Below are 25,275 nucleotides of genomic sequence, written 5' to 3' on the forward strand. Positions count from 1 at the left end.
TGGCTAGTGGCCTGTACCGTGGCCAGTGTCTGGGCGTCGCACCCCATTACTTCGATTGACCGTTTGGATCGGTAGATGCCAATCGTATCAGGCATGGATCTGCGACGCGTATCGTAGTGCAGATAAGAGGGCGGCACAGTGATTGCTCAATTCATGGTCGAGCAGGCGGCGATCGTCTGCGTCGATATTCCAGTTCAATCAAGGAGGAACGGATCATGAACAAGGCAACCAGCGCATTAATCGCGGCCGTCGCGGCGCTCGCGCTGTCCGGCGGCGCTTATGCACAGACAGCTGGTGGCACGGCCGGTGGCGGCTCGTCGAGCCATGGCAGCACGTCCAGCCCGGCAACGAACCAGATGAACGACTCAACGAGCGGCTACGGCACGCCTGGCGCGACCAACTCGGACAGCGGCATGAGCGCCGGGTCGCCGAACTCGGGTATGCAGCAGGGTCCGAACAATAGCTCGACGCCCGCTCCCAAGACCAACAATACGCTTGCGACTCCGACCACAAAGTCGCCAGCCAGCAATTAAGGATCACATCCCGGCGCAAGTGAGCGCAAGCGAATAAGCGCTTGAATCGTGTAGGGCGCAAGAGAAACTGCGACGGCCGTCATAGTTTCGCGACTGGCAGGCGCCGGTTACTACGACCGACCTACACGGTTCCATGGTGTCGCGCGTCACGACACTTCTATCCCGTTTTCTCGAAGCCGGGCACACAATTCGACGTGTCGATCTCGAGCTAGCTCAATCAGACGGCTTTGCGCCATTGGCGTCGACAGGATATTCCGATGCTGTACACCGGGCTTCGTCCACGACGAGACAGGGTTGCTGATCCATTTGTACAACGCCTTGCGCAGGTTTTCATCTCGGTCGTCGGACGGCATCTCGAGTTCCGCAATGAGCGCGATGCATGCAACGCTATCCCATTGATCCCTCTAGCAGACCGCTAACGCAGCGTGACGATCCCTGCGCTGAATTATCATTGCACGGATGTGTTCCAAGGAAACGAACGCTCCACGCGTGCACAGGCGAACTCCGACCTTTCGGACCTTTCTCGCCGGATCGAGGAGCGCCCGTGCCGCAATCTCGTCGTTGAGCGAAGGCGAAACTCTACCCTGCAGCAGGTAGGCATGTGCCCGAATTTGCGAGCGTGCATCACGGGCGAATTTAGCTAGCATCGCCACGGTGTTTGGTGCGCGGACTTCGGCGAGAAGCGATAAGCCTGCGCGAGTTTGTGCGACAGTCAGCGCTTCGGCATCGAGCAGCGCGCTGCAGCGTCCGGCAACATCTCGTCCGTTCGCCGTTAGCAACCGGGCCGCGGCGGACCGCAGGCCACCTTGCGAGTCAAACAGGGTGCGCCATACGAATGGCTCGTTATCGGGATTCAGCGTATCGGCTACCGTGAGCTTGAATGCCGCATATCGAACTGGCCCAAACGGCGATGCTGCGGCAATAGCGACGCTTGGGCCCCGCTCGTGAATCGGTAGGTGGTCGAGAAGAGCCACTGCGCGCTTTGCAAGCACGATGTCACCAGAAAGCAAGCCGCGCTTTACGATCTCCGAACCTGACAGGAGTCGATGATCTATCGCCGAAAAATACGCCGCGCGCCGCAGATGAAAATCAGTCCCGGTTATCGCCTGGACGATAGCCTCAGTTCCGCCCGCCTGCACCAATCGCTGTTCAAAATCAAAAAGCCACGATCGATGATCCGTGCGCGTGGCCGACATGAGGCTGCGAAGTCGTGGAAGTATCGACACGAAACACTCGGCGGGGACAGTCGCCAGAAGCGTGAGCAAGGCTCTTTTTGCAGCATTTCGGACCTCTGGCACCCAATCGTTCAAGCGGTCAACAATCGATGCCAGAAATGTACTGCTGCCAAGTTCGACACCGCGCCCAATAGCCGCCTCCCTGACGTAGCCCGAATAGTGCGACATGCTTAGTGCAACGAATTCACTGTCTATGGTTGTGGAGACAATTTCGATCGCTGTACGCAAGGGCATTGATTCGCCCGGCCTGAGATATACCGTTTGCGCTGGGACGGTCGAAGGCGGCCGGGTTCCGAAAGTTTTCGTAAAGAGATTCATTGTTCTTTTTCTGAGGTCGGTCGGGCTACTGGGCAGGCAATGATACAGCGTGACGGTGACCGAACAGGTGGCGACGGGTACGCATCAAGCGGACGTCGGGGTTAAAACCCGTGGGTCGGCCGCCAGTAAATTGATGACGGAAAGGGCTTGCCGTTCAGGAATGCCAGAAAAATTTCCACTACCTGGTCGGACATGAACCATTCATCCGATCGCATGGGAATGTTGCCCGCGCGGAACACTAGAATCGTGCCATCTGGACGCACTGGGCTGGGCTTGTCATGGGACGCTCTCCAGCGCCTTCCCCCGTCAATTTTGAAATGCTCAATCATGCAGGTGACGCCGCCGCCTGCAACCTGCACGTAATTGCCGAAGTTATCTGTCAAAGACGCATAGGATGACGGTCCATAGCTTCGCAACGATTTGATCGCGCGGCTAATTTGAGCCGGTGTGGGCGCTGGGATGCCCGCTTTACCCTCGATGTCAAATTTCATTGGCGGATCTACTTCGAAGAGAGTCGAGAACGGGGCATTCTGCCAGCGCGTTGATCTTATTTGTTGAACGGCCGCGATTGGTAAATCTGAAGGGCTTTTCAGGGTCGATCGGAACCGACTTCGTCAGGCGGTGACCGGCCACAAGCGGCCGATCACGTTCATGTAACGGTTGACCCTTGATTGGGGCAAACCGGCCATTCGAATTTTGCATCCTGATTCAAATGGCCGTCCGTACAGTCGGCAGGTTGTTTCGTTGTTGTCACTGTCTAATGGTCGCGCGATGCTGACCTTCGTGCGGAATTTATCGGCCCGCTCATTCCCCGTTCCCTGATCCGTAAGATCGCGCGCCGCTACATCGCTGGCGAAACGCTATGCGATGCCCGCACGCGCATCCACGCGCTCCACGCAGCAGGCCTCAGAACAACCGTCGATGTGTTGGGCGAGACCGCGTCGTCGTCGGATCAGGCAGAGTCGATGACTCGCGAATATCTCAATCTCGTCCAGACGCTCGGCGCTCAAAATGAGCCCACCGAGCTGTCGATAAAGCTGACCGCGCTGGGGTTGCATCTCGACGAAGACGCTTGCATGGCGCGAGTCTCGGTGATTCTGCGAGCGGCAGCATCGCACGGGATCAGCGCGTGCATCGACATGGAAGACATCAGTTGCACCCAGAAAACGCTCGATGCGTTCTTGAAGCTTGAATCCGACGGGCATCCAGTCGGAATCGCACTACAAGCATATTTGACGCGCACAAACGATGACATAGTTCCATTGCACGCACGCAAGAGTCGCATGCGTATTTGCAAGGGGATTTACGCGGAGGCGAAGGAGCATCTTGTCGAGGGCGCGTCGACGGATCGGGCCACGATCAACTCACACTTCGTTCGGCACGTTTCGACCGCTATTCAGGCGGGATCATTTGTCGGCATTGCAACGCACGATGCACAATTGATCGATGCTGTGAGCAACTGGCTGCAACGCGAGCAAATCGACAGGTCACGATTCGAGTTCCAGATGTTACTGGGGGTGTGCGAACCGCTGCGTGACGCTTTGCTTGCGCAAGGATTTAACGTGCGCGTCTATGTGCCATACGGGCATGACTGGTATGGCTACAGCACTCGGCGAATCAAGGAGAATCCACGAATCGCCGGATATATCCTGTCGGCGATGATACGTCGCGATCGGACTCGCTAGCAGTTACAGCACGTCCCGAGGATCGGGACCGACCAGATCATCGGTCCCGGTCGAACGGCTGCTTTGGAGAAGTCCGGTCGGCCGATGTGGGTCGGCCTGAGTCCATCCGTGCTTCGAACTCATCGCCGCAAAGCGGTCATTGGTATTTCGCTCCCCGAAACCGGCCGGTCGTCAACGCGCACTCCCGACCCTGAGCGGACCGTCGATGAAGCACGGAACGGTCATTCAAACGCCTCCACACACAGGTCTTTATTCACAATTTCTCGGCAGACTACGTCGTCTGCGTGTTCCACCAACGTTCTGCCTCATCGAGGCGAGCGCACGCGCGTTCCGCAACCACCGTCGGGGAGACACCTTGGTCGAATCTGAACCAGTTGTCGGTATCGGGCCCGGGCGAGCCCAATCTGTGACGTTGGCTCGGGTGAAGGTCGTGCGCCGTCAGGGTCGCAGCAGGGATGAATTTCCCCCAATGGGTGGTGAAGCCCTCGACGCCACACGAAGCTATTTCCACAACGAAGCCTCCACCGTGGCGGTCGAACTGGACTGTAAGAAGGTCAACCCTGTTTTCACGTTGTCTTCTGAAATGAGGCAGGGTTCCTTTGAATCCCAACCGGCGAAGTGCGGGGACGAACTGCGCCTTTAGTTGCAAGGTCATTTCTTCACGGCTCATGGTCAATGTTAGTGCTTTGTTAGATTGAACCAGTTATAACTCGGATGGTCTTCAATGTCGGGATTCGATGCGAGCGTCCGCAACTGGCCGAGGCCGTGTGGAAACGACTTTTTCGCGTTAAGGCGAGTTTGCTTGGCCTGCTCGAGCGTGTTTTGTAGACCGGGCGATGTTCCCGACATCACCGATCGCAAGACGACCCCTCAGGGCCTCAGCTTCCAGCCATCCTCATCGCCTTCGTCGTCCTCGCAACCCCAAGTATATTCATGACTCGCTTAAGGTTGTAGGCCAGTACCTGGAGACTCATTTCGGTACTCACCCGCCCAAGCGTCCGCGTCAGGAAGTGCGTGGAACCCATCCAGTGCTTGAGCGTTCCGAAGACATGCTCGACAGTACTTCTGCGTACGGTCATTGCCTCAGGACTCCGGTCCAACCGACGCTGCATAGCTTCCAGTACATGTTCATGCTCCCATCGTCGGATGCGGCGATAGTCGCTGGGCGAACAGCGCGCCTTGAGAGGGCAGCGCGGGCAAGCGCTGGGCCAGTACACTCGCAGATTCATTTCATTTTCGACGGTGTTAAATCGATGAATGGCGCGTTCGCCGGCTGGGCATCGATACACGTCGTCTTTTGCGACGTAGACGAAGTCGCGCTTTGTAAAGAGGCCCTTCTTCCTCGACGCCGAGGTCAGTGGTTTGGGGACATACGCTGTGATGCCGGCCAGATCGCACGAGCGGATCTCAGGACCGCTGTAGTAGCCTCGATCAGCCAGCACCTTCAGTCCTGGTTTGCCCATCGCCTCCTTCGCTGACACGGCCATCTTGCTGAGTTGACCACGATCGTTTCCGACGTTGGTCACCTCGTGCTCGACAATCAGATGATGCTTCGTGTCCACGACAGTCTGAACGTTGTAGCCGACCGTTCCGGTTCTCCTGCCATCACTGGTCATGGAACGGGAATCCTGATCCGTGAGTGACAACTGTTTGTCGGGCTGGTTCTTCAACTGCGCTCTGATCTGCTCGAGTTCACGCATCTGCTGGCGCAAACGGGCGATCTTCTCGTAAAGCCGCACAGTCTTCACATCGACACCAATTGGACTGGTTCGGTCTGCGGTTTCAATCGCGTCGAGGTATCGCTGAACGCTTTCCTCAATCTGCTGCTGACGCTTATCGATCTTGCCCGCCGTGTAATTCCTGCCCCGGCTGTTCACAGCCTTGAACTTGCTGCCGTCGATGGCCACCGTATCGGCAGATAGCAGTTTCAGACCGCGGCATAGTTCGACGAAACGCCGGCATACGTTCCGTATCGCCGCGCCGTTGTCGCGGCGAAAGTCTGCGATCGTCTTGAAGTCTGGTGCCAGACGTCCTGTCAGCCACATCATTTCGATATTGCGCTGGCATTCGCGCTCAAGACGCCGACTGGAAGGTACCCGGTTCAGGTAGCCGTAAATGTAGACCTTGAGCTCCACGCCCGGGTGGTAGGACGGGCGCCCCGTGACAGCCGGCGTAGCGCCGTTGAAACCAAGTTCCGCAAGGTCCAGTTTGTCGACGAAGACATCTATGATTCTGACCGGATTGTCCTGTCCTATGTAATCGTCGACGCATTCGGGAAGTAGTGCGACCTGTTTGCGGTCATCGCCTTCAACGAATCGCTTCATGAGTCACCCGGTATCAATGAGTTGATTCAGTTTAGGCGATGAGTGCGTTTTCACACAGGCTCGGCCGACTACGGTCTGACATGCGCGTGGCTAGTCTCCGTGCGCGGATTGCGGGTGCTACAGTCGGGAGACTTTAGCAATATCCATCTTATCTATTTGCAACACTCGCAGGCCTCAACTATGTTGAATAGCCGGAAGGCTCGGCTGCCGGGCGGGTGCCATGCCCGATATTCCTAGCACTCTTACGCGATTCCGAGTTCCCGACAATAGTAGGGAGACTCGGCTATGACGACACCGCTGCTCGGACAGATGATGGACGTGCCGCTGACGGTTTCCTCGCTGCTGGCCCATGCGTCACGTCACTTCGGCACGACCGAGATCGTGTCAAAGCGCATCGAAGGCGATGTGCATCGCTACACGTATCGCGACTGCGAAAAGCGCGCGAAGCAACTGACGCAGGCGCTTATCGCGCTGGAGGTGCAGCCGGGCGAGCGGATCGGCACGCTGGCATGGAACGGTTACCGCCATCTGGAAGCCTATTACGGCACGACGGGCTTCGGGGCCGTCTGCCATACCATCAACCCCCGTCTCTTCCCCGAACAGATCGCATGGATCATCAACGACGCCGATGACAGCTACGTGCTGTTCGATACGACGTTCGCGCAGCTGATCGATTGCCTTGTGCCCCGCTGCCCGAAGGTGCGTGGGTGGATCGCGCTTGCCGACGACGCACATCTGCCTGCGCTGCAGACGCCCACACCGCTCATCAGCTACGAGACGTTGCTCAAACCGCACGACGGCGCATTCGACTGGCCACTCCTCGACGAGCGCCAGGCATCGTACCTTTGTTACACCTCGGGCACGACAGGCAATCCAAAGGGCGCGCTGTATTCGCATCGCTCCACGGTGCTGCACGCGTACGCCGGTTCGCTGCCGGATGCGATGTGTCTATCGGCGCGCGACTCGGTGTTGCCTGCCGTGCCAATGTTTCATGCGAACGCGTGGGGCATGCCGCATGCCGCGCCGCTCACGGGCGCGAAACTCGTCCTTCCGGGCAAGGATCTCGACGGAAAATCCCTGTTCGAACTGATGCAGGCGGAGCGCGTCACGTATTCCGCCGGCGTGCCAACCGTCTGGCTTGGCCTGCTCAACTACATGAAGGAAGCGGGCTTGCGGTTGTCGTCACTGCAACGCGCGGTGATCGGCGGGTCCGCGTGCCCGCCGGCGATGCTGCGCACCTTCGAGGAATACGACGTCGAAGCCATTCACGGATGGGGCATGACCGAGATGTCACCGCTCGGCACGCTCGCAAAACTCAACTGGGAACAATCACAGCGGCCGCCAGACGAGCAGCGCAGGCTGCGCGAAAAGCAGGGGCACGTGATCTATGGCGTGGACATGAAGATCGTCGGCGACGATGGGCGCGATCTGCCGTGGGACGGCGTCGCGTTCGGCGAACTGCACACGCGCGGTCCGTGGGTGATCAAGCGGTATTTCCAGAAGGATGACTCGCCGCTCATCGACGGCTGGTTTCCAACCGGCGACGTGGCCACTATCGACCGGGACGGTTTCATGCGCATCACCGACCGCAGCAAGGATGTGATCAAGTCGGGAGGCGAGTGGATCAGTTCGATCGAAATCGAGAACATCGCGATCGCGCATCCGGCCGTCGCAGAGGCGGCCTGCATCGCCTGCGCCCATCCGAAGTGGCTGCAGCGGCCGCTGCTCGTCGTCGTCAAACGCAAGGACGCGGAGGTCACGCGCGACGAACTGCTCGCGTTCTACGAGGGCAAGGTCGCGAAGTGGTGGATGCCAGATGACGTTGTCTTCGTCAACGAATTGCCGCATACGGCCGTTGGCAAGCTGCACAAACTGAAGCTGCGCGAGCAGTTCTGCGATCACGTGCTGCCGTCGGCGCTCGAAGTTGAGAACTGTCCGCTTGCCGACGAGCGCGCAACCGGAGGCTCCGGGTCGAAACCTGCGGCGGAATAATCGGAAGGAGGCTGTCAAAGGGATCGCCACCGCACCGCCATTTGGTGCAACCGGCCCTAGCCGACCCGTTGCTGCCAATCGGCATGCTGCGACCGGTGCGGCGCGTTTCGGAGTACAGCGGCCACTAGCGTGCGAACCCTCCAGCAAGTGCTCGGCCTTATCGGACGTCGGAGTGTCGGCGACTGTGAGACAACTCAACGGCGCTTTGCCGCCGTTCGTTCCGGCGTAGCCTCGAACTCAGAAATCGTGATGGCCCAACAGGTATTTGCGTAAGCGTTGCTCGCGCACCGTCTAGACCGATGGCGCCAAAGTGGACAGAGTAGTCCCCACCAAACGAGTGGTGGAGACTACTTTGTCACCTAAGATTGCAATAGCCGCCAGACGGACACGCAAAGGTACTCCCAGCTTTGGCCCTCCTCCCTTACGGCTGGGATACCGCACCCTGCTCACTTCGAATATAAGCCGCACGCGGTCTTCAAGACCAGCTACGCCGCGCCGGATAATCTCATGCACGCCAAGCTTTACATAGCCAACGAACCGACCGAATGCCACATCCAACCAGCCGGATTCGTCTTGCGGCACACGCATATCTGGGCCGGATTCGACGGCACGGGCTATTTTTAGCTGCAAGTCTTCGTGCGGCATCGTAGTATTCTCACAGACTGGCGAAAATACACAGATTAGCGGGATAAGCCGCGATCCGCACAAACCCGCCGTTATGTCGAAACCACTAACGAGCACTCTAATATGAAGCCACGGGCGTTTATAGGGTCATCCGTCGAAGGGCTGAGCGTTGCATACGCAGTCCAACAAAACCTTGTTCATCAAGTAGAACCGACCGTATGGGATCAGGGAATATTCAATCTTTCATCTACTACGATTGAATCTCTTACAACCGTTCTCAACGAAGTAGATTTCGGAATCTTCGTTTTTAGTCCCGACGATATTGTCAGCATGCGCGGAAACAGTAGTTCCGCAGTTCGGGATAACGTTCTATTTGAAATGGGCCTATTTATTGGCAAGCTCGGTCGCGAACGCGTATTCTTTATTGTTCCAGAAAAATCAGATATTCACATCCCTACCGACTTACTAGGTGTCACGCCCGGAAAATTTGACCCCAATCGTCAAGATAACAGTTTGCAAGCAGCAACGGGACCGGTTTGCCATCAAATAAGACTTCAGATAGAAAAACTCGGACTGGCGAACCCGGAGAAGGAACAATCCAGCGAGCCCGAAAAACAGCCCGCGCAAAAAAGAAAGTTTGGAAAGTTGGTTTTACCATTTTTACACCGATGATTTCGATTCAGCGAAAGCCAAATTATCGGCGCAAATAGAGAAAGCTGAAGACAGCAAGAAAAGCGGTCTTCAAGCATGGTTATTGTACATCGATGTTAAAAAAGACCGCGATCAAGGTTTTGGTACGCTCTTAAAATTTGCCGCCGACAATCCCGCGGACGCTTCCGTTCAGTCTCTTACAATGTCGTTTCTAACATGGGAAGAGCATTACGCGGATGCAATCGCGCTCCATTCTAGGCTTAGTTCAGAAATTGCAGCAGACTCACGTGTGGTAAAGGCACTCGCAGAATGCCACGTTGCCTCGGCGCATCCTCAAGAAGCGATCGGGCTTCTGACCAGCCAGAAAAATGCCGAAAACCCTGAATTTGCGTTGATGGTCGCGGACATCTATAAAACCGACGGGAAATTCGATGAAGCGATGGACGTGCTGCACAAGGCGCTTGAACTGCAACCTTCTCACGAGCGGATGCGCTTTCACTTTGCATTACTGGCAATAGAAAAAAATAAATATGAAATTTCGTTTTATTTACTCTCATCGTTGAAATATGATTTTCCGAAAAATTCCGAGTATTGGGGATATTTTGGCAACGCCTGTCTTGGCTTGGAACTATACGACTTAGCCTTAGCTGCCTACAAGCAGGCAGATGAATTGGCAAAAGGAGAGGCAAGCTGGATAGCTGGAAATATCGGAAATCTGCTGACCAACAAAGGCTTACCGACCGAGGCAATCTTGCATTTAAAGCGTGCTATGAAAATAGACGAAAACTCGCAATACGCCTTTGACCGCATGGCGAGCGCACTGAAGAAAAAGGAAGAAGAAGAAAAGCTTGCGCAAAAGAAGAAACTAGAAGGAAAGCTGCTCTTTCAAGAATATGAAAGTGAACGCGAAAAAGTGCGCGCAAATGCCTTAGCGTTAAGTCAAGGCTTGTCCGCACTTTTAATGGGAGCGTCAACACCCAACCAATAAAGATTCTGAATGGGGGACTCTTTCAACGGGAGTCACCCTATTCGACAGTCGCAAGGGTCATTGATCTGTGCTGGATTGGGAAAGTAAAGGGAACTGTTTTCCAAGCTCTGTCAGAGGCGGTCGCCCGGCCACCTAAATTTATGCGCTCTAAAACCACCAGCGTCGCTCATTATATGGTCCTAATTGGGAGTCGGCTGAGTGACTCAAACGGGTCGAGAGTACGCTTTCGCTTGTAGTGAACGCTGACGTTCGCCGCCGCCGTAGTGCGAACGTCGGCAAAGCGACTCGTTGCCGCCTGACGGACGCGATACCTGAAGGTCAGGTATGGCCGACACGCTTCCATCGGGTAACCGACAGGTTCCGAAGTGAATCGGCCAGTTGAACGACGGCTTTCTGAGTTGCGCGAAAGGCAACTATTGGCCGCATCGAGGCAGTGCCCTCTGTAATTTGCCCGCTGCAAACCGGCCATTGAGCGAAGCCGGATGAAACCTCGGTAAGCCTAACTGGAAGACGACCTCGACCGGCCACAACCGGTCATTCGACATCGACGTTTAGATCGCCGACAATTGGTGGGAAAGCAAAACTATCGAGGAAGCGATGCGATTGTGGGCGAAGGCTAACTCTCAGGAATTGCCGGACATAGAGTCGGTCCTGATCCTTGGGCTGACGGATGGTGTTTTGCTCATTCGTTACTTCTCGTTTGCGAAGCGCCAAGTTGAAGGCGATCACTGGTACTCGACTGTGACCGAGGCCAAGCGCGATGCTGAGGAAGTCTTTGGCGTTCGACCGACTGCGTGGTTGGCGATGACCGATGAGAAAGATGAACTGTACCAACTGAGCGTGATGTCGACCGCCGGTTATACCTTCGATGCCGAAAATGCTGAATGGGTCAGATCGGACTCTAGCGATTAATCCCCGAAATCCGGGGCATCGAAATAGGCAAAAATTAGCAACATATGTCCCTTCGATGCTGCAGCGAAGGCCGACGACAACTAGCGTCGATTTGACGATCTCCTCAGATGGCAAGCGTTCACGACTACGGTACAAGCTGGCGAAAAATTGAAGAATACCTTCGCGAAGCGAGGGCCAACCTTTCAGAAAATGCAGAGGGAGTCTGTGCCGACGAACTTGACGAGTTCGAAGCGTACTTAAGTCACAACGAATTCGAGTTAGCTTTAGATGCGATTGAGGCGGCGTTCGAGAAAGGCGATCAGGCCAATTGGCGGGTTCTTGAATTTATGGGTATGGCAGCTTTGAGCATGCAGTTGCTTGATAGGCAGCAACGGTATGATGAACGACTGACACGGGTGCGCGGTTGGACATACAAAACCGTCGTGCCACAATAGATCGCGTCAATTTGAATGTCCGCTATGTACCGGCCCGGCCGACCGCTCCGGGTCGGGAGTACCGTTGACGACCGGCCAGTTTCGGGGAGCGAAATACCAATAACCGCTTTGCGGCGATGAGTTCGAAGCACGGATGGACTCAGGACGACCCGTAAGGGACACTCGGTTTTTCTGGAAGCGGACCGTCAAACTCCCGCCAATGAACACGCCACCGATCTACATTTCGGCGTCGTGCACCTCGCGACCAAGGGCAAGACTCAGTCTTGCACACAAGACGGTGAGCCACCCAATCCATATCGGCGTTTCGACTTCGCCGCAGAACTGGATACCTCCTGGCTCGACTGAGGCCCATATGTGCCTGGCATCACCCTCCCGCCCGTACCAAGCCGGCCCGTCCTTATCGCCTATCCAGCCATCCATCGACCTGTAGACAGCCCCAACCTTGGCCCATTCTTGCTCCGAAATGTCGTGCCGAACATTCAGCGTGATTTCTTGATTCAAGAGCATAGCTCCATGTTGTTCAATGCCTTGTTTACAAATGATAGCAATCGATTGTTAGCGATCTTGGCTGCCGTGTCGACTGACCACTCCCCGCCGATTGAGTGAGGTCGCCAACGGCCGATAACCGGCATTCAAGTCCTCAAGATGTGAATTTCGCTGACTGACCGGTTTGGGCAGCGCTGTCTGTCCGGAGTGGGTCGGTCTCTGCCCGACGCAACCTGTCTTATGCTGAAACAGCAGGGGCGCATCGAGCCGTGTTCGGGCTAAAAAGCATAATTCGTTTTGAAGGGGCGTCGGTTGTACTCAAGCCGGCCATTCGATTCGGAGGGTCGCTTCTCGATACTCAATCACACGGCGTGGCATTGCGGACTGCAGTGGGGATGCCGGCCGCTGAAACGCAGCTAGGTGTCCTGGCATAGTGCACGGCCCATCCAACACGAGTTCCGACCGTCAGGGATTTGCACTCGCCAGAACTTTCGCCAGAGATAGGAGGGCGATGCCGTGTCACTAGTTGAGTGTGTGAGGGGGTAATCCAGCAGCCCGGGTGTGGTCGCAGAGTTTCACGTCGAACGTAAAAAATCCAAGCTCGACATGGGCACAACATCTCGTTTTCAGCAATCAGGCGGGAGTGGGCACAATTACTTCGTCCGCATGCGGTCGGTGCTGCGTGGCACGTCACGCAGCAGGTAATATAATTCCTTTTCCCGGTGTCGCGGAGGTCACTTGGACCGACTTGAAGCTATGGCGATGTTGTTGTGTGCTGTCGAGAAAGGAAGTCTGTCTGCCGCTGCGCGGAACTTGCAGATTCCTGTCAGTACGCTAACGCGAAGCGTGAATGACCTCGAAGAATTAATTGGAACAAAACTCCTCGTTCGAACGACACGAAAACTGACCCTAACTGAGCCGGGAGCCGAATACGTTTCGGCGGCACGCCGAATTCTTGAGCAAGTGGATGAACAGGAGCGGCACGCCGCTGGTGAGTTCATAGCGCCACGCGGCGAGCTGGTCGTGACAACACCGGTTCAGGTGGCGCGTTTGCGGGTTCTACCAGTTATCAGCCAGTTTCTTGAGTTTCATCCTGACATTCGGATCAAGCTGCTTCAGTCGGATCGGAACGTCGACCTGGTCGATGCTCGCGCCGACGTTGCTGTGCGTATCGGCAGGCTCCGCGACAGCAGCATGATAGCGACGCAAGTGGGCTCGTTGCGCGTAGTCTGCGTAGCAAGCCCGGCTTTCTTGAAGAAGCATGGCACGCCGCAGTCGCCCAAAGATCTCCACGCGACTCCATGTGTGGTGTTCGATAGCCCATACCTTTCTCCGTGGCGCTTTCGTGGTAATGCGAAAGGCCATACCGCTACGTTGGAGTTAGTGCCACGACTGTTGGTGTCGTCTCCTGATGCAGCAGCGGATGCGGCTATTGAAAGTGTAGGAGCGACCATGCTATTGGAGCACGATGTCGCGAATGCTGTGAAAGCCCGGCAGCTGACGTGCATCCTGAGAGAGTTCGAGGTCGAACCTGTGCCAGTGCATCTCGTTCATGTGTCCAGAAACATGATGGCACTTAAAGTGCGCCGGTTTATAGATTTCGCTGTGCCGAAGTTACGGGAAGCTCTGTCTGACCTTGGCCAGATGGACAGATAAGACAGAGCGCTTCCGATAAAGCCATGTGCGAGCGCTTGAGGAGACGTCTATCCTCAGAACTCTGTCAAACCACCATCGACGACCAGTTCGGAGCCTGTGGTGTACGAGGAGTCGTCACTGGCGAGATAGAGCACAGCATGTGCGAGCTCTTTCGGCTCCCCGAACCGCTTCAGGCCGATCTGCTCCTGTAGCCCGGCTGCGACGTCCGAAAGTTGAGCTTCACTGAGTCCCATCTTTCCGTAGAACGGCGTAGCGATTGCGCCCGGGCTGACCGCGTTGACGCGGATTCCTCGCGGTGCCAGTTCGGCGCCAAGTGTCCGCACAAGAGAGCGGGCAGCTGCCTTCGTCGCTGCGAGTACGGAAAGACCGGGCTTGCCCATCGCAGTGAGGAACGAAGTCGTCACGATGATGCTGCCACCCTTGCGAACGTGCGGTGCCGTCTTCTGGATCGTGAAGAATGTGCCTGCGAAGTTCAGTGCAACGTTGTCGTGGAAGTATTCAGGCGTGACAGCTTCGAGCGGCGCCACGGTGCTTGCACCGGCGTTGGCGAAAACGACATCGAGATGACCGAACTTCGACACCGTCTCCTGGACTGCGCGCTCGATATCGGCAACCTTTCGTACGTCAGCCTGCACGAGCAGCACGTCGCTGCCCAGTTCGTCGCCGGCTGCCTTCAATCGTTCAGCATTCACGCCGACGATAGCCACTTTTGCGCCTTCCGCCACGAAGAGTTTTGCGCTTTCCAGGCCGATGCCCGATGTGCCGCCCGTCACGAATGCAACCTTGTTTTTCAGCTTCATTTCAATCTCCTTTGAGAAATTTCGAAAGCAAACAGAGTAGGTCGTTGCTTTCCCTTTCCGCCCGGTTGAACCGCGAACGGCCGTTAATGCTTTCGGCATGTCTTCGGACTCGTCAGGCGGCATAGGGGTCCACGCTACAAACATCCAGCAAGGCAACGTATATGCGCGAATCACAGAGTTTTTTCTTCCGTCTTCAAGCGATGCACGTTGTTGCATGTGACTAATCATGCCCGCTTCAAACGCAATCGAGAATCCACTGGATGAGCGCAACATCTAACCGGAATTCGGTTAAATGACCCAAGCATGCGCAGGGACTGCGATGGTTGCAAATGCGCCAAAAAAAGCAAAAAGCTGGCTCAGTCCGTCGCGCTGAAGCGCGAGCACTGAGCCGGCAGTGAATTCTGCACGTGACGGGGCGTGGCAGCCTGTCAGGCAGACCGACCGCAGGGTGACGTGGGCCTTTTGGGCAGCCCACGGTCACCATCGTTACGATCAAACCGGAAGCGCTGGCGCAGCCGGAAAATCCACCGGAACCTGCGTGGTTCCATGCAGATAGTTGGTCACCGTTTTATCGCCGATGAGCACGATGACATCCACGAGGTTCGCCTTTGCCCAGCCGGCCGCAAAGAAAGCGTCCACCAGTGCTGTGTCGGCATGGCCGCGGTTCAGGACGATATTACGCGTCAGCCGTGCCAGTGCATCCAGTTTCGCGTCGAAGCTTGCCGTGCCCGCGCGGACCTCGAGGATCTGTTCATCCGTAAGCCCATTCATTTTGCCGATGACCGTATGCGCTGCGAGGCAATACTCACACGCATTGACCTGACTGACGACAAGGTTCACAACTTCGCGCGCCTTGCCGACGATTGAACTCTTCGCGTTCTGGAATGCCAGGTAGTTGCCGAGCGCGTGTTCCGAATGAGCCAGCGTCGCATATAAATTGGGCACCATGCCAAGGCTACTCTTGAGCTTGTCGAATATCGCCTGGTTAGCGGGGGAAACTTCTTCACGTGCGGGGACATTGATGGTCGTCATGGTCATACTCCTTTTGCTTCGGTTGAGAAAATTGAAAGTGCATTTCAAATGCCGCGCGACGAACCGGATTGCACGGCGTCAGGAATCAGTCAACGTGTCTTCGCAAACAGGCGCGGTAACGACGTCACCAGAAGGTTGAGCGATGCCGCGAGAAGTACCAGATCCTTGAGCAGAAACTGACCTGGCAGCGCGGAAATTGCGGGGAAGCCACCAGCAGTTGCCTCAGCTACCCCCGGCGTTGTGACAAAGAAAGTCAACGTGATCAGGTATGTCATTGCCGACATCGCTGCGCCGAGCGCAGAGAGAACAGGAACGAATGCGCCGACGGCAAGTGCAACTGCCGTGGAAAGCTCCAGCGTACCGATCACATAGCTTGCACCCTGGATGCCGAATGCCACGTGCAGCCAGCTCATGATCGGGCTATTGGCGATGAACGGGGCAATGCCATGCGCCTCGTAACTCGTAAACTTCATGCCGCCAAACCACAGGAACACGATAACCAGAGACCATCGCAATACGGCCTGCGATACGTATGCCCCTGAGGCTCGTTCGGCGACTGCGAACTCCGATAACGTCGATTGATTGGTCGTTGCCATGATGAAACTCCGTATAAAGAAAACAATCAGGAAAATGGTCTCCCACTCGCAACACATCCGAGGCTGCAATGCGAGTCGAAGATCTGGCTTAAGCGCTAAAGAACGACTTGATTTCTGCTGCAACCTGGCTTGAGTTTTCGTCGAGAACAAAATGCCCCGCATCGAGCCAGACGAGCTTCGCGTCCGGCAGATCGCCGAGATACGCTCTCGCGCCGCGTGGAATGAAGAACGGGTCGTTCTTTCCCCACACGATCAACGTTTTCGGCTTGTGATCGCGGAATGCCTGCTGCCAGGTCGGGTAGAGCCCGATGTTCGATTTGTAGTTTTCGAGAAGATCGACCTGGTAATCCTGTACGCCTGGACGGTCGAGCAGCGCCTGGTCCAATAGCCAGTTATCCGGATTGATGGCCTCAGGATCTTTTGCACCGACCAGCCAGTGGTATCGGGTTCCTTCGAGGCTGACGAACTCGCGTGCCGGCTTTTCGGTCTCGGCAGTTCGTTGCTCCCACAACGGCAGCAGAACGTTCTTGGGTGCGTTGCCCACGCCTTCGATGTATGCGTTGGCATTCTGGATGATGAAGCCCCTCACGCGCTCCGGGCGCTGCGTGAAGAGACGAAAGCCCACGAGACCGCCGTAGTCCTGCATGTAGAGAATGTACGAGTCGAGTCCGAGTGCATCGATCAGCCCCGACACGTGAACGGTCAGATTGTCGAACGTATAGGTGAACTCGCTGCGCAGCGGCGCGTCGGAATGACCGAAGCCGATATAGTCGGGAGCGATCAGATGAAACCGGTCCGACAGTGCCGCCATAAGGCCACGGTACATCTGACTGCTGGTCGGCAGGCCGTGCAAAAGGAGAATCGTCGGTGACTTGCGGTCGCCCGCTTCCCGATAGAAAACCTTTCGACCGTTCACTTCTACTGCGCGATGGTATGTGCGCGTGTTCATTATTGGCTCCGTGGAATGCATCGCTTTCGATTCGACCGCCTGTCGACGTCGTGAAAGCATTCTGTGCATTCCCGGAAAGCGGCGATAGACCGTAAAATGTGAAAGCGACCTCTCACTTTCTGGAAGGCCATGGACCAGCTCGATGCAATGGCGGTGTTTCTCGCCGCAGTGGAGACGGGGAGTTTTTCGAAGGCGAGCCGGATGCTTGGTGTTCCGCTCGCCACGGTCAGCCGCAAGATGGCCGATCTGGAGACGCACCTGAGAGCAACGCTATTCATCCGCTCGGCGAAAGGGCTCGAATTGACGCCCGCTGGCCGGTCTTACGCGGTGTCGGCGAAGGCCATTCTCGAGCAGGTGGTCGAGGCCGAGCGAACCGCTGCGGGAGAGTATGCAGAGCCGAAAGGCGACTTGGTCGTGACTGCGCCGATCATGTTCGGCAGGCTGCATGTGCTGCCTGTTGTTACGCGTTTTCTTGCTTCGTATCCGGAGGTCTCGATTGGCCTGATCCTGACCGATCGGGTCACCCATTTTCTCGACGATCAGGTTGACGTGGCGCTGCGGGTGGGTGATCTTCCGGACAGCAATCTGGTTGCGGTGCGATTGGGTTCGATCAGGCGCGTCGTGTGCGGCAGCCCAGACTATCTCGACACTCGGGGCGAGCCCACCAAACCGGAAGATCTCGCCCTTCATAGCGTGATCTCATTCGAAAGCATTTCGGCGGCGGTGCAATGGAGCTTTTGGTCGGAAGGCGAGGAGATCAAAACTTCGATACGGCCGCGCTTGAGCGTCAACACCATCGATGCAGCAATCGACGCCGGGCTATCGGGCTCCGGGCTGGTTCGGGCGATGTCCTATCAGGTGGCTGAGTATGTACGTCAGCAGCGGTTGCGCGTCGTCCTGCAGAAATTCGAGCCCGAGCCACGCCCGCTTCATCTCGTCTATGACAGGCAACGCAGACTGCCTCTGAAACTGCGCACATTCGTCGACTTCGTGGTTCCGCTCTTGCGAGAACGGGTGATGGAAGCAAATCTTTGAGAAGTCGACGTTTGTGGGGCGAGCATCTACGAATGCTGGCGATACGGCTAACGTGCATGGGGCAATATGCTACAGCGTCGAAGGTGAGAACCTTGGGCTGTGGACAAAGTTCAATGGCCAGTTAGAGCAGCAAGGCAACACGAGCGACATGCTGTTCTCGATCGGCGAGATGCTCGCCTACTTCTCGACGCACATGACGCTGCTTCCTGGCGAAATCCTCGCGACAGGAACACCTTCGGGAGTCGGGTTCTGCAAAGTCCGTTGATGGCGCCCGTTGGCGTGCTCGAATGCGGCATCACGCATCTGATAGCTCTGTCATTATTCGGTACCTTTTTGCCTTTGGCCAATAACGATGAAAGTATCGAGAGATTTCGGGATCGTTGTCCGACGGACTGCGCTAGCGGCCAAGAATGTCGACCTTTCCACGGTTATGGTCGAATTCAATTTGCGGAAGTATTTTGACGAATCCAACAGCCTTATATCGCTTGGCCCGTTCTTTGGAGGCGATGCGGCCGACGAGTGCACGAGGTCATTGGAACGGCTCGGGCTGACATACATCGACGACTTTTTCGTCTTCGAGGGGTTTGTGCCCGACTGGTGTTCGTTCGAAGTATTTTGACATGCGTGCCGATATCGAGCTTCCGAGGTCGGCCAGTTTCGGTCACTCGACGGTAGCCCCCAGATCGTCGACAAGTCGGTCGACAAGAAGTCCCTGACCGGTGACAATCCAGCGAAGCGAATTCAACCGTACACGCACATGAACATTCTTGGGCATCGTAAACTGCATCGACCCGCGACCAGCAGCTTGCACGGAGCCACCTGCGTAGAGAGAACCTCTTCGGACTTCCTGATCGACCATCGGTCTTTGCTCGAGCTGCTGGTGCAACGCGCTGGTGGCCACTCCGACTTCATGGGCTGTTTTGTAAATGGCTACGTCGAGGAATGCCAAAGAGCGCGGACAAGGCTGCTCGGGATCTCTTTACAAAGCGGAACTGAAAGCCGGGTTCTCTTGTATATCTGTCCCGAGTGCGGTGACGTTGGATGTGGCGCATATTCGGCTGTCGTACGGCGGGACGCAACTTCCTACTTATGGCATAGCTTCGCGTATCAGACATCTGAAAGAGATTTGAATGTGCTTGACATGCCCGGGCCGTTTGTCTTCGAGGCAAGCCACTATGAAACTGCCGTGCTCGCTGCCGCTGCGTTTGATGCGCCCGATGGCGGATGCGTTCTTTGAATCAAGGTGAGCAATGATTGAAGGTAAATCGCGTTCCGGAAGCGTGGCTATTGGCGTACTGAAGGCACTTCATCTTCTGAAGGCTGAGAATCAACCGACGACGCTCGAGGCAATCTGTGATTGGCGTGCCACATCAGAAAATTTCTACTACGACGACTGGTTGACCGTCGGTGGACGTACCGCGAAGCAATATATCGCTGACATTCTTGAGGATCTGCGCGAGCTCGGCGTGATTTGCATAGTCGAACACAATACGATGGCCCATTCGCAGACGGGCGCGGAATGGAGTCCGTGTCCACGACCGTCTGCCTAGCGAGAGTAGCAAAGATCGCGGTATTGACGTCAATCGCTCTCTGTTCGCGGTGACTCAACGACTGCTTTGGAGTGCGCTGGATGCCCGCTCCGGGTCGTCCCGAGTCAATCGACATCGCGCTCAGCTCGGCCAGAAGCGGTCGATCGACATTGATGCGTCGGTCGTCGACAATCGAGCTTGTTTAATTACTACGCGGCTAACGCATGAAAGGCGAAATGTGGGCTTTTGGTGATCCACCAAACGTGGCAGTCATCGTAACCAAGAGCATTCTCTACGAGCAGGATTGGATCGCGTTCGTGTCACACGACTATGAGGATGGTGTGTGGCAATTTCACGGCTCTCGATCTAACCCAACGCGAGAAAACGATGCCCTTGTGGCAAGTTTGCAAAACATCGTTCAGTTGGATGATTCAATTCGAGATTTGTTCGATCTTCCAGTTGGGTGGCATGCTTGGCGGACCGCAAAGGAAATGCCTTGGCTCAGGGCGAAGACGGAAACTTGAGGTCGCTCAATGTCCGCTTGGGAAAAGTTTCACTGTCCGCTCAGGGTCGTGTACGGAAGTTGGCTTTCAACCATGGATCGCGGTCATCGACCCGATCTCGTATTTTCGGGATCGGCCAGTTTCGAACGTCATAGCGCGAGCTCGAATACACCGCATGTTACGAACTAGTCCTGGACACCTTGCAAAAGCCTAAACCCGTTCGTTGAATGTGCTTTCATCGAAGGCGGCCGCGCCTTCGAGGAGTTCCAGACATAGGTGTCGAGTGTAACCGGCATGCATTGTATGAGCCGACTCGAGGGGCACGGCTACTCAAGTAGATTGACTGGTGCCATGAGCGGATACAGGATGACACAACGACTTTAAGTCGCACATCACCCAAGCGGGTAGTGAGTGGGTCAAGCGTGATCGCGGCGCTTGCGACGCTCAATCCGGTAAATCGATCACATAGAAGCGCAGCGGGCCACCATCGATCTCAACCTCTTTCTTTTCAGGGGCGACGTTGTCCCATCCTCTGACGGTCTCCTCGGCCTTCACTGTTGCATCTTTGGCTTTGTCGAACTTGTATACGGTCATCGGCTGGGTTCCCATCCCGGTTACTTTCTTGAAAACTCCGCTGAAATCCGGGTTGGCAGAGGCGTGAATCGTAAAACCCCCCACTTTTGTCGCGCAGTTTGAAGCGTTGTTCGGCACCTCGGCTGAAGCAATGACGTGCAAGTCCAGATCGGCGGCTTGCATATGTTCCTTCAGCATGCCCAGGCTATGGTCGAGGCACACCTCGAAGCCGACCTTCAGCTTGCCTATCGCGGTAAAGCCGTCTTCCCTTCCAGGCACATAGATTCCTTTCTCTGAATCCTCGAAGTAGTCGCCCATGTTGGATTTCTTTCCGTAACTGAAAATCCTTTGACGGTCGAAGAACACATAGGTCCGATTGTTGATGAGGAGCGAATGCTTCATACCTCCCGACCCCGAGATGATCTTGTTCTTTTCAAAGAGGCTGAGCTCTTCCAGGCTTTGCTCGTAGTGGGCTTTCGACGCGGTCGTCGTCTTGTCCGATGCTTCATATGTCATATAAGGTTTGATCGGGATGTTCCTCGACTTCACCCCTGCAACGGGCGTTCGCACGGGGCAATGGCCTGCTGCACGCTTTTGATCGCATCGGCGACTGTTTCACTCGTGATGCGTTCCTTGAAGACAATCGTGCCGGGAATCAGGAGCATGCCGGGGCAACTGCTTGCGATCGACTTGATTTTCTCGAGAATCCAGTCGCGCCTGAGTGTCGTCATGGCGGTTGTACCGGTGTTGTCTTGGCGAGGCTGCGTGAACAGAAACTCGGGCGCAACAAAGATGCTCGAGAGTACGCCGTCGGCGGCTTTTGAACTTAGCGTGGCTGCCATCTCCTTAGTTGCAGAAACGGCCTTCCCCAGAGGGATCAGCGTCTCGTGAGAAAAATTCCGCTTTGCGTGTGTGTCTCGCGACCACAATCCCACCAGGACTTTGCCCATCACTTTGGCCCTAACCTAAGCGTCCGTTATTTCCGGGATCGCCGCATACCACGGAGACCCGTCGCCTGAGCATGCAACTCCAGCCTGCGCGCCGCCCCGGCCAATCTGGACGGGATGCGCCAACAAGCCAAAATACGTTATAGAGGAGCGCCTACCGCGCGGCAAGGTCCATCGCAAAAGCTGCCGTTGAGGAAACGCGGGCGCCAGAGTCCGAAGCGGGTCGACGGACTTCAGCGCGCCGATGAAGCGTGGGTTCAAGGTGCCTCCCTTACCTCGATGACGGATCGACGGACCGCTTCGGGTCGAGGCCTCCGACTCCCACCACGGAAGCCAAAGGCATCGATCGAAGGGGAACACGAACAGCAGTCGCGGCTTGACTGAAGAGGTATGTGTGCGACTGACGTCATCGATTGTTGATTCGTCTTGCCCACGGGAGGACTCGACGTCAATCGGAGCCATTCGTAGCGCTTGCAGCGCGCCGTCTTCAACGCAAACTGTCGTCCGTCCTCAGCGGCGGTGGTATCCCCAGCCCCTGTGCCAGCCACCGCCCTGCCCATTGCCATAGCCATAGACGACGGGTGGCGCTCTATACGCGACTGGCGGAGGATTGGACTGATAGACATAGGTACCCGGCGCCCCATAGGCACCCGGTGGTGCATAGTGGGATTGGTAGACTACCGGCGGTGGTGGCGCAGGAATCGGCATGTAATAGCCACCCGCATTGGCTTGAGCCAAAGCTGTCGCGGGTGCGCAGACGGCCACAGCGATTGCCAGCAGTGAGATTGCGAGCTTCATGATGTGACTCCCCTGCGTTCGCCAATTCGACCCGACTGTGAGATCGCCATTTGAAGCATAGTCGCTCGACGCAGCAGCAATGAAACCGTCCGCGCTCATCTGTAACGGTCAGTAACGCGCTTGTGTCCTCGCCGGCAAGCAAGACCGGTAAGCCAGACTGGATGGAGGCCATCAATGACCGCGACGGTCATGGTCAGCCAAGGCCGGTCATGCGTGGCTTCGGCGAGGCACTCTGCATCGTCGTTAGCCGTTTAATGGTTCCGGAGTCGTCGGCCGCCGTATGGCCACCTGTTGAAAAAGTGCGTGGCATGAAAGCACTCGCAGGCCGCTATACCCCACGAAGCGGCCATTGATACCACGCGATAGTGAGCGGCCTGTGAGGCTCGATTCAAGTCTGTTGCATGAAATCCGCGCCCGAAGCGATTCATCAGGCCGGACCGGGAGACGCACTGCAGACTCGGGTCCATTACTGGTCACCCCGAAAATCGAAATTCACCCTTGCGAATAATGCGCTTAATTATCAGCGACAACGTTCCTAAACTTGTCGTCGGCTGCCACGGGCTCGATCCCGCGCTGTGGGGGCGATGTGCGTCCTCAATGAGGTGCAATACCGGCCCGAGAAGCCTCATTGGCTAGCGCATGAAGTGATTGAGGCATACAGGGCACCGTGTGTCTAAACGAAGTGCCGATCATCTGCGAGGGTCTTAGCGGACGTAGATCCTTCCGAGAACTGGCTTATACGTCTCGTTGATAGCGCTGAGCGGAGATCTGTAGTCGGCACCACGTGTGCCACTGCAAACGATCGCGTGAGATCGGTCGCCACAAGCCGTGGCATACAACGAACGCCATGGAGAAATACCAATGGACCATTGCGTCTAATTTCCAGTCCAATCAGGAGGAACAGATCATGAACAAGACAAGCAGCACATTGCTCGCGGCCGTCGCCGCACTCACGCTGTCGGGCGGCGCTTATGCGCAGAGCAACAACACGCTGGCGACCCCGAGCACCGTGTCGCCAGCCGCCAAGGCAACGAGCGACTACGGCACACCTGGCGGCACCAACTCGGACAGCGGCACGGGCACCCGTTCGTCGAACCCAAGTGCGCAGAGCACGAACAGTAGCTCGACGCCCACCTCTAGCGCTTACGGGGTCAACAACACGCTGGCGACTCCGAGCACCGCTTCGCCCGTTAAATAACAGCAGTCAAGACCGACAACCCGGCGCAACCAAACGCAAAGCTGCCAGACGCTTCAATTGCGCAGAGCGCGATTGTAAGTGTGGCTACGCCGTCGCTATGTGCGGTTCGTTCGCCATACGCCAGTCAGGCGAACGGCCGCTGTAGCGATATGTAGGGGGGCGCTCCGGGGTCGACACCGGTCTGTCTGCCATGGTGATGTAGCCGTCGCCGCGACAACCCAGGCAGATTACTGCGAATGCGACCTAGCATGTGGGCTCGAGCGCGCCGAGCGGTTCGGATAGTCGCGGCTGACGACTCATTGCGATTCCGTTCCCTTGGCTCGCGGAATTGTCGAGGGACGGACATCTGCTTGAACTCGAGAACCTGCAGGCCGAAAGCAATTTTTCGGGAGCGGACTTCTACGAAGCTATTTGGGGGGCAAGCTGGTTCGACAGAAAGCTATACGCCATTCCGCTGCAGCCCACCGTGGACTTTCTATGGTACAGGCAGGATTTGCTGGAGGCTGAAGGACTCGACCCGCCTCGCTGTTTCGACGATGTGCTTCGTATCGCAGAGCGCATGGATCGGCCGCGCCTCGGGCGTGCGGGCATTACGTGGAATGCCGCTCCGGGTTTGCCGATCGCGGAAACGTTCCTGCAAATTCTCGGCGCGCAAGGCGCAGCGGAATTCGATGATGGCGTCCGGCAGGTCGATACGGAGATGGGCCGACACGTCATTGAATACCTCCGCGCGTTGATTCCATTTTCCCCTGCTCGGGTGAGCAGTCTGGACTGGTCGCGCAATGCCCGGCTGTTCGGTGCGGGGAAGGCGGCTATGTGCTACCACTGGTCGAACCGTTACGGCGTGCTCGATAGCCACGCGTTGCTGCAACAGGGCGGGCGCGTGGGACTGCAGCTTCATCCGACTTACGCATCTGACATGGTGCCCGTGTCGCCGCTCGGTGGCGCTTTGCTCGCGATTCCGGCGAGCAATCCGGAACCTGCTGCGAGGTGGGCATGGCGGGTCATCGAGACGCTGACATCGTCCGAGCTCACAAAATATTTCGTGCTACACGGTGCTGCGGGAAGTACCCGCCAAAGCGTTGCGGAAGACCGTTACGTCAAGCAACGCAATCGCGTCATTGCAGTCATCGATCGACTCGCAGGTGACCGGCAGATCCAGACAATCCCGTCGCCGGCGCTCGCGAACTATCGTGATATGACTCAAACCTTGAGTGACTATCTCGAACTTCTTTTGTTCGATGGCGTTCAAGACATACGCAAAGGACTAGGGGCGCTTCAGCGCGCGCTGGCGAACGGATCCAGGCGAGAGCGATCGGGGGCAACGCGCGTCTGGATTCGAATCGACAGAAGAAGCGTCTTAGTGAAGCCTGCAAGGCGGGTCGGGACACTGTCACGTATGCTCCAAGCTATAGTCAATATGCTCGACAAGTCGTCAGTAACAGCGTCAAATTGCGCATGAAACGGCTTTCACTTT

The 25,275-nt window shown here is 56.5% G+C and carries 24 protein-coding genes; 14 read left to right on the forward strand and 10 right to left on the reverse strand.

Annotation, left to right across the window (positions count from 1 at the left end):
• Window positions 1-215: 215 nt before the first annotated feature.
• A complete protein-coding gene (locus C2L64_RS33745; protein ID WP_007584242.1) occupies window positions 216-533 on the forward strand; it encodes a hypothetical protein in 318 nt (105 codons plus the stop codon).
• Window positions 534-937: 404 nt separating this feature from the next.
• Here C2L64_RS33745 and C2L64_RS33750 read toward each other — a convergent pair whose 3' ends face one another.
• Both C2L64_RS33750 and C2L64_RS33755 read right to left on the reverse strand, forming a co-directional pair.
• Complete coding sequence (locus tag C2L64_RS33750; RefSeq protein WP_007584243.1) at window positions 938-2,086, reverse strand: hypothetical protein; 1,149 nt, start codon at window positions 2,084-2,086, stop codon at window positions 938-940.
• Between the two features lie 101 nt (window positions 2,087-2,187).
• A complete protein-coding gene (locus C2L64_RS33755) occupies window positions 2,188-2,577 on the reverse strand; it encodes a hypothetical protein (RefSeq protein ID WP_007584244.1) in 390 nt (129 codons plus the stop codon).
• Window positions 2,578-2,967: 390 nt separating this feature from the next.
• On the opposite strand from C2L64_RS33755, the gene C2L64_RS33760 reads away from it, so the two are divergent.
• A complete protein-coding gene (locus tag C2L64_RS33760; RefSeq protein WP_322790657.1) occupies window positions 2,968-3,771 on the forward strand; it encodes a proline dehydrogenase family protein in 804 nt (267 codons plus the stop codon).
• 271 nt (window positions 3,772-4,042) lie between these two features.
• Here the strand turns inward: C2L64_RS33760 and C2L64_RS33765 are convergent, their stop codons facing one another.
• Together C2L64_RS33765 and C2L64_RS33770 are read right to left on the reverse strand one after the other, a co-directional pair.
• Entirely contained in the window at window positions 4,043-4,441 is a 399-nt protein-coding gene (locus tag C2L64_RS33765; RefSeq protein WP_100216018.1) for a DUF4304 domain-containing protein, read from the reverse strand.
• A 208-nt stretch (window positions 4,442-4,649) separates the two neighbouring features.
• Complete coding sequence (locus C2L64_RS33770; RefSeq protein ID WP_007584249.1) at window positions 4,650-6,095, reverse strand: IS1182 family transposase; 1,446 nt, start codon at window positions 6,093-6,095, stop codon at window positions 4,650-4,652.
• Between the two features lie 285 nt (window positions 6,096-6,380).
• Here C2L64_RS33770 and C2L64_RS33775 point away from each other — a divergent pair, with 285 nt between their 5' ends.
• The 6 genes from C2L64_RS33775 (at window position 6,381) to C2L64_RS33805 (ending at window position 13,838) form a co-directional block, all read left to right on the forward strand.
• Complete coding sequence (locus C2L64_RS33775; RefSeq protein ID WP_007584251.1) at window positions 6,381-8,087, forward strand: 3-(methylthio)propionyl-CoA ligase; 1,707 nt, start codon at window positions 6,381-6,383, stop codon at window positions 8,085-8,087.
• A gap of 747 nt (window positions 8,088-8,834) precedes the next feature.
• Entirely contained in the window at window positions 8,835-9,383 is a 549-nt protein-coding gene (locus C2L64_RS33780) for a TIR domain-containing protein (protein ID WP_081498851.1), read from the forward strand.
• Window positions 9,349-10,350: a tetratricopeptide repeat protein gene (locus tag C2L64_RS33785; RefSeq protein WP_007584252.1), complete on the forward strand. Its 1,002-nt coding sequence runs from the start codon at window positions 9,349-9,351 to the stop codon at window positions 10,348-10,350. The genes C2L64_RS33780 and C2L64_RS33785 overlap by 35 nt, the downstream gene beginning before the upstream one ends.
• Before the next feature lie 597 nt (window positions 10,351-10,947).
• Window positions 10,948-11,262, forward strand: a complete 315-nt coding sequence (locus tag C2L64_RS33790) for a hypothetical protein (RefSeq protein ID WP_007584253.1) — start codon at window positions 10,948-10,950, stop codon at window positions 11,260-11,262.
• Window positions 11,263-11,369: 107 nt separating this feature from the next.
• Window positions 11,370-11,696, forward strand: a complete 327-nt coding sequence (locus C2L64_RS33795; protein WP_007584254.1) for a hypothetical protein — start codon at window positions 11,370-11,372, stop codon at window positions 11,694-11,696.
• Between the two features lie 1,224 nt (window positions 11,697-12,920).
• Window positions 12,921-13,838, forward strand: a complete 918-nt coding sequence (locus tag C2L64_RS33805; protein ID WP_051058211.1) for a LysR family transcriptional regulator — start codon at window positions 12,921-12,923, stop codon at window positions 13,836-13,838.
• Between the two features lie 53 nt (window positions 13,839-13,891).
• Here C2L64_RS33805 and C2L64_RS33810 read toward each other — a convergent pair whose 3' ends face one another.
• From C2L64_RS33810 to C2L64_RS33825, 4 genes are all read right to left on the reverse strand, one after another.
• The gene (locus C2L64_RS33810) at window positions 13,892-14,911 is read right to left on the reverse strand and encodes an SDR family oxidoreductase (RefSeq protein ID WP_236674326.1); all 1,020 of its coding nucleotides are present in this window, start codon (window positions 14,909-14,911) and stop codon (window positions 13,892-13,894) included.
• Between the two features lie 219 nt (window positions 14,912-15,130).
• Window positions 15,131-15,670, reverse strand: a complete 540-nt coding sequence (locus C2L64_RS33815; RefSeq protein ID WP_007584258.1) for a carboxymuconolactone decarboxylase family protein — start codon at window positions 15,668-15,670, stop codon at window positions 15,131-15,133.
• A gap of 89 nt (window positions 15,671-15,759) precedes the next feature.
• Window positions 15,760-16,266 carry a YkgB family protein gene (locus C2L64_RS33820; protein ID WP_007584267.1) on the reverse strand — a complete coding sequence of 169 codons (507 nt, stop codon included), beginning with the start codon at window positions 16,264-16,266 and terminating at the stop codon, window positions 15,760-15,762.
• An 88-nt stretch (window positions 16,267-16,354) separates the two neighbouring features.
• Window positions 16,355-17,215: an alpha/beta fold hydrolase gene (locus tag C2L64_RS33825; RefSeq protein WP_007584268.1), complete on the reverse strand. Its 861-nt coding sequence runs from the start codon at window positions 17,213-17,215 to the stop codon at window positions 16,355-16,357.
• Window positions 17,216-17,344: 129 nt separating this feature from the next.
• Here C2L64_RS33825 and C2L64_RS33830 point away from each other — a divergent pair, with 129 nt between their 5' ends.
• From C2L64_RS33830 to C2L64_RS33855, 4 genes are all read left to right on the forward strand, one after another.
• Complete coding sequence (locus C2L64_RS33830; protein ID WP_007584269.1) at window positions 17,345-18,250, forward strand: LysR family transcriptional regulator; 906 nt, start codon at window positions 17,345-17,347, stop codon at window positions 18,248-18,250.
• 13 nt (window positions 18,251-18,263) lie between these two features.
• Window positions 18,264-18,515 (forward strand): fumarylacetoacetate hydrolase family protein, encoded by a 252-nt coding sequence (locus tag C2L64_RS33835; protein ID WP_341352430.1) that lies wholly within the window; start codon window positions 18,264-18,266, stop codon window positions 18,513-18,515.
• 985 nt (window positions 18,516-19,500) lie between these two features.
• The gene (locus tag C2L64_RS33850) at window positions 19,501-19,800 is read left to right on the forward strand and encodes a hypothetical protein (RefSeq protein WP_007584272.1); all 300 of its coding nucleotides are present in this window, start codon (window positions 19,501-19,503) and stop codon (window positions 19,798-19,800) included.
• A gap of 203 nt (window positions 19,801-20,003) precedes the next feature.
• Window positions 20,004-20,303, forward strand: coding sequence for a hypothetical protein (locus tag C2L64_RS33855; protein ID WP_039900806.1), 300 nt, complete (start codon window positions 20,004-20,006; stop codon window positions 20,301-20,303).
• A gap of 423 nt (window positions 20,304-20,726) precedes the next feature.
• On the opposite strand, the gene C2L64_RS33860 is transcribed toward C2L64_RS33855, so the two are convergent.
• Window positions 20,727-21,371 (reverse strand): hypothetical protein, encoded by a 645-nt coding sequence (locus tag C2L64_RS33860; RefSeq protein ID WP_007584274.1) that lies wholly within the window; start codon window positions 21,369-21,371, stop codon window positions 20,727-20,729.
• Between the two features lie 29 nt (window positions 21,372-21,400).
• On the reverse strand, window positions 21,401-21,805 hold the full coding sequence (locus tag C2L64_RS33865; RefSeq protein WP_131542627.1) for a hypothetical protein: 405 nt from the start codon (window positions 21,803-21,805) through the stop codon (window positions 21,401-21,403).
• A gap of 1,702 nt (window positions 21,806-23,507) precedes the next feature.
• On the opposite strand from C2L64_RS33865, the gene C2L64_RS33875 reads away from it, so the two are divergent.
• Together C2L64_RS33875 and C2L64_RS33880 are read left to right on the forward strand one after the other, a co-directional pair.
• On the forward strand, window positions 23,508-23,798 hold the full coding sequence (locus tag C2L64_RS33875; protein ID WP_007584277.1) for a hypothetical protein: 291 nt from the start codon (window positions 23,508-23,510) through the stop codon (window positions 23,796-23,798).
• Between the two features lie 304 nt (window positions 23,799-24,102).
• Window positions 24,103-25,260, forward strand: a complete 1,158-nt coding sequence (locus C2L64_RS33880; RefSeq protein ID WP_256211341.1) for an ABC transporter substrate-binding protein — start codon at window positions 24,103-24,105, stop codon at window positions 25,258-25,260.
• Window positions 25,261-25,275: the final 15 nt, after the last annotated feature.

This window comes from Paraburkholderia hospita (assembly GCF_002902965.1).
GTDB lineage: Bacteria > Pseudomonadota > Gammaproteobacteria > Burkholderiales > Burkholderiaceae > Paraburkholderia > Paraburkholderia hospita.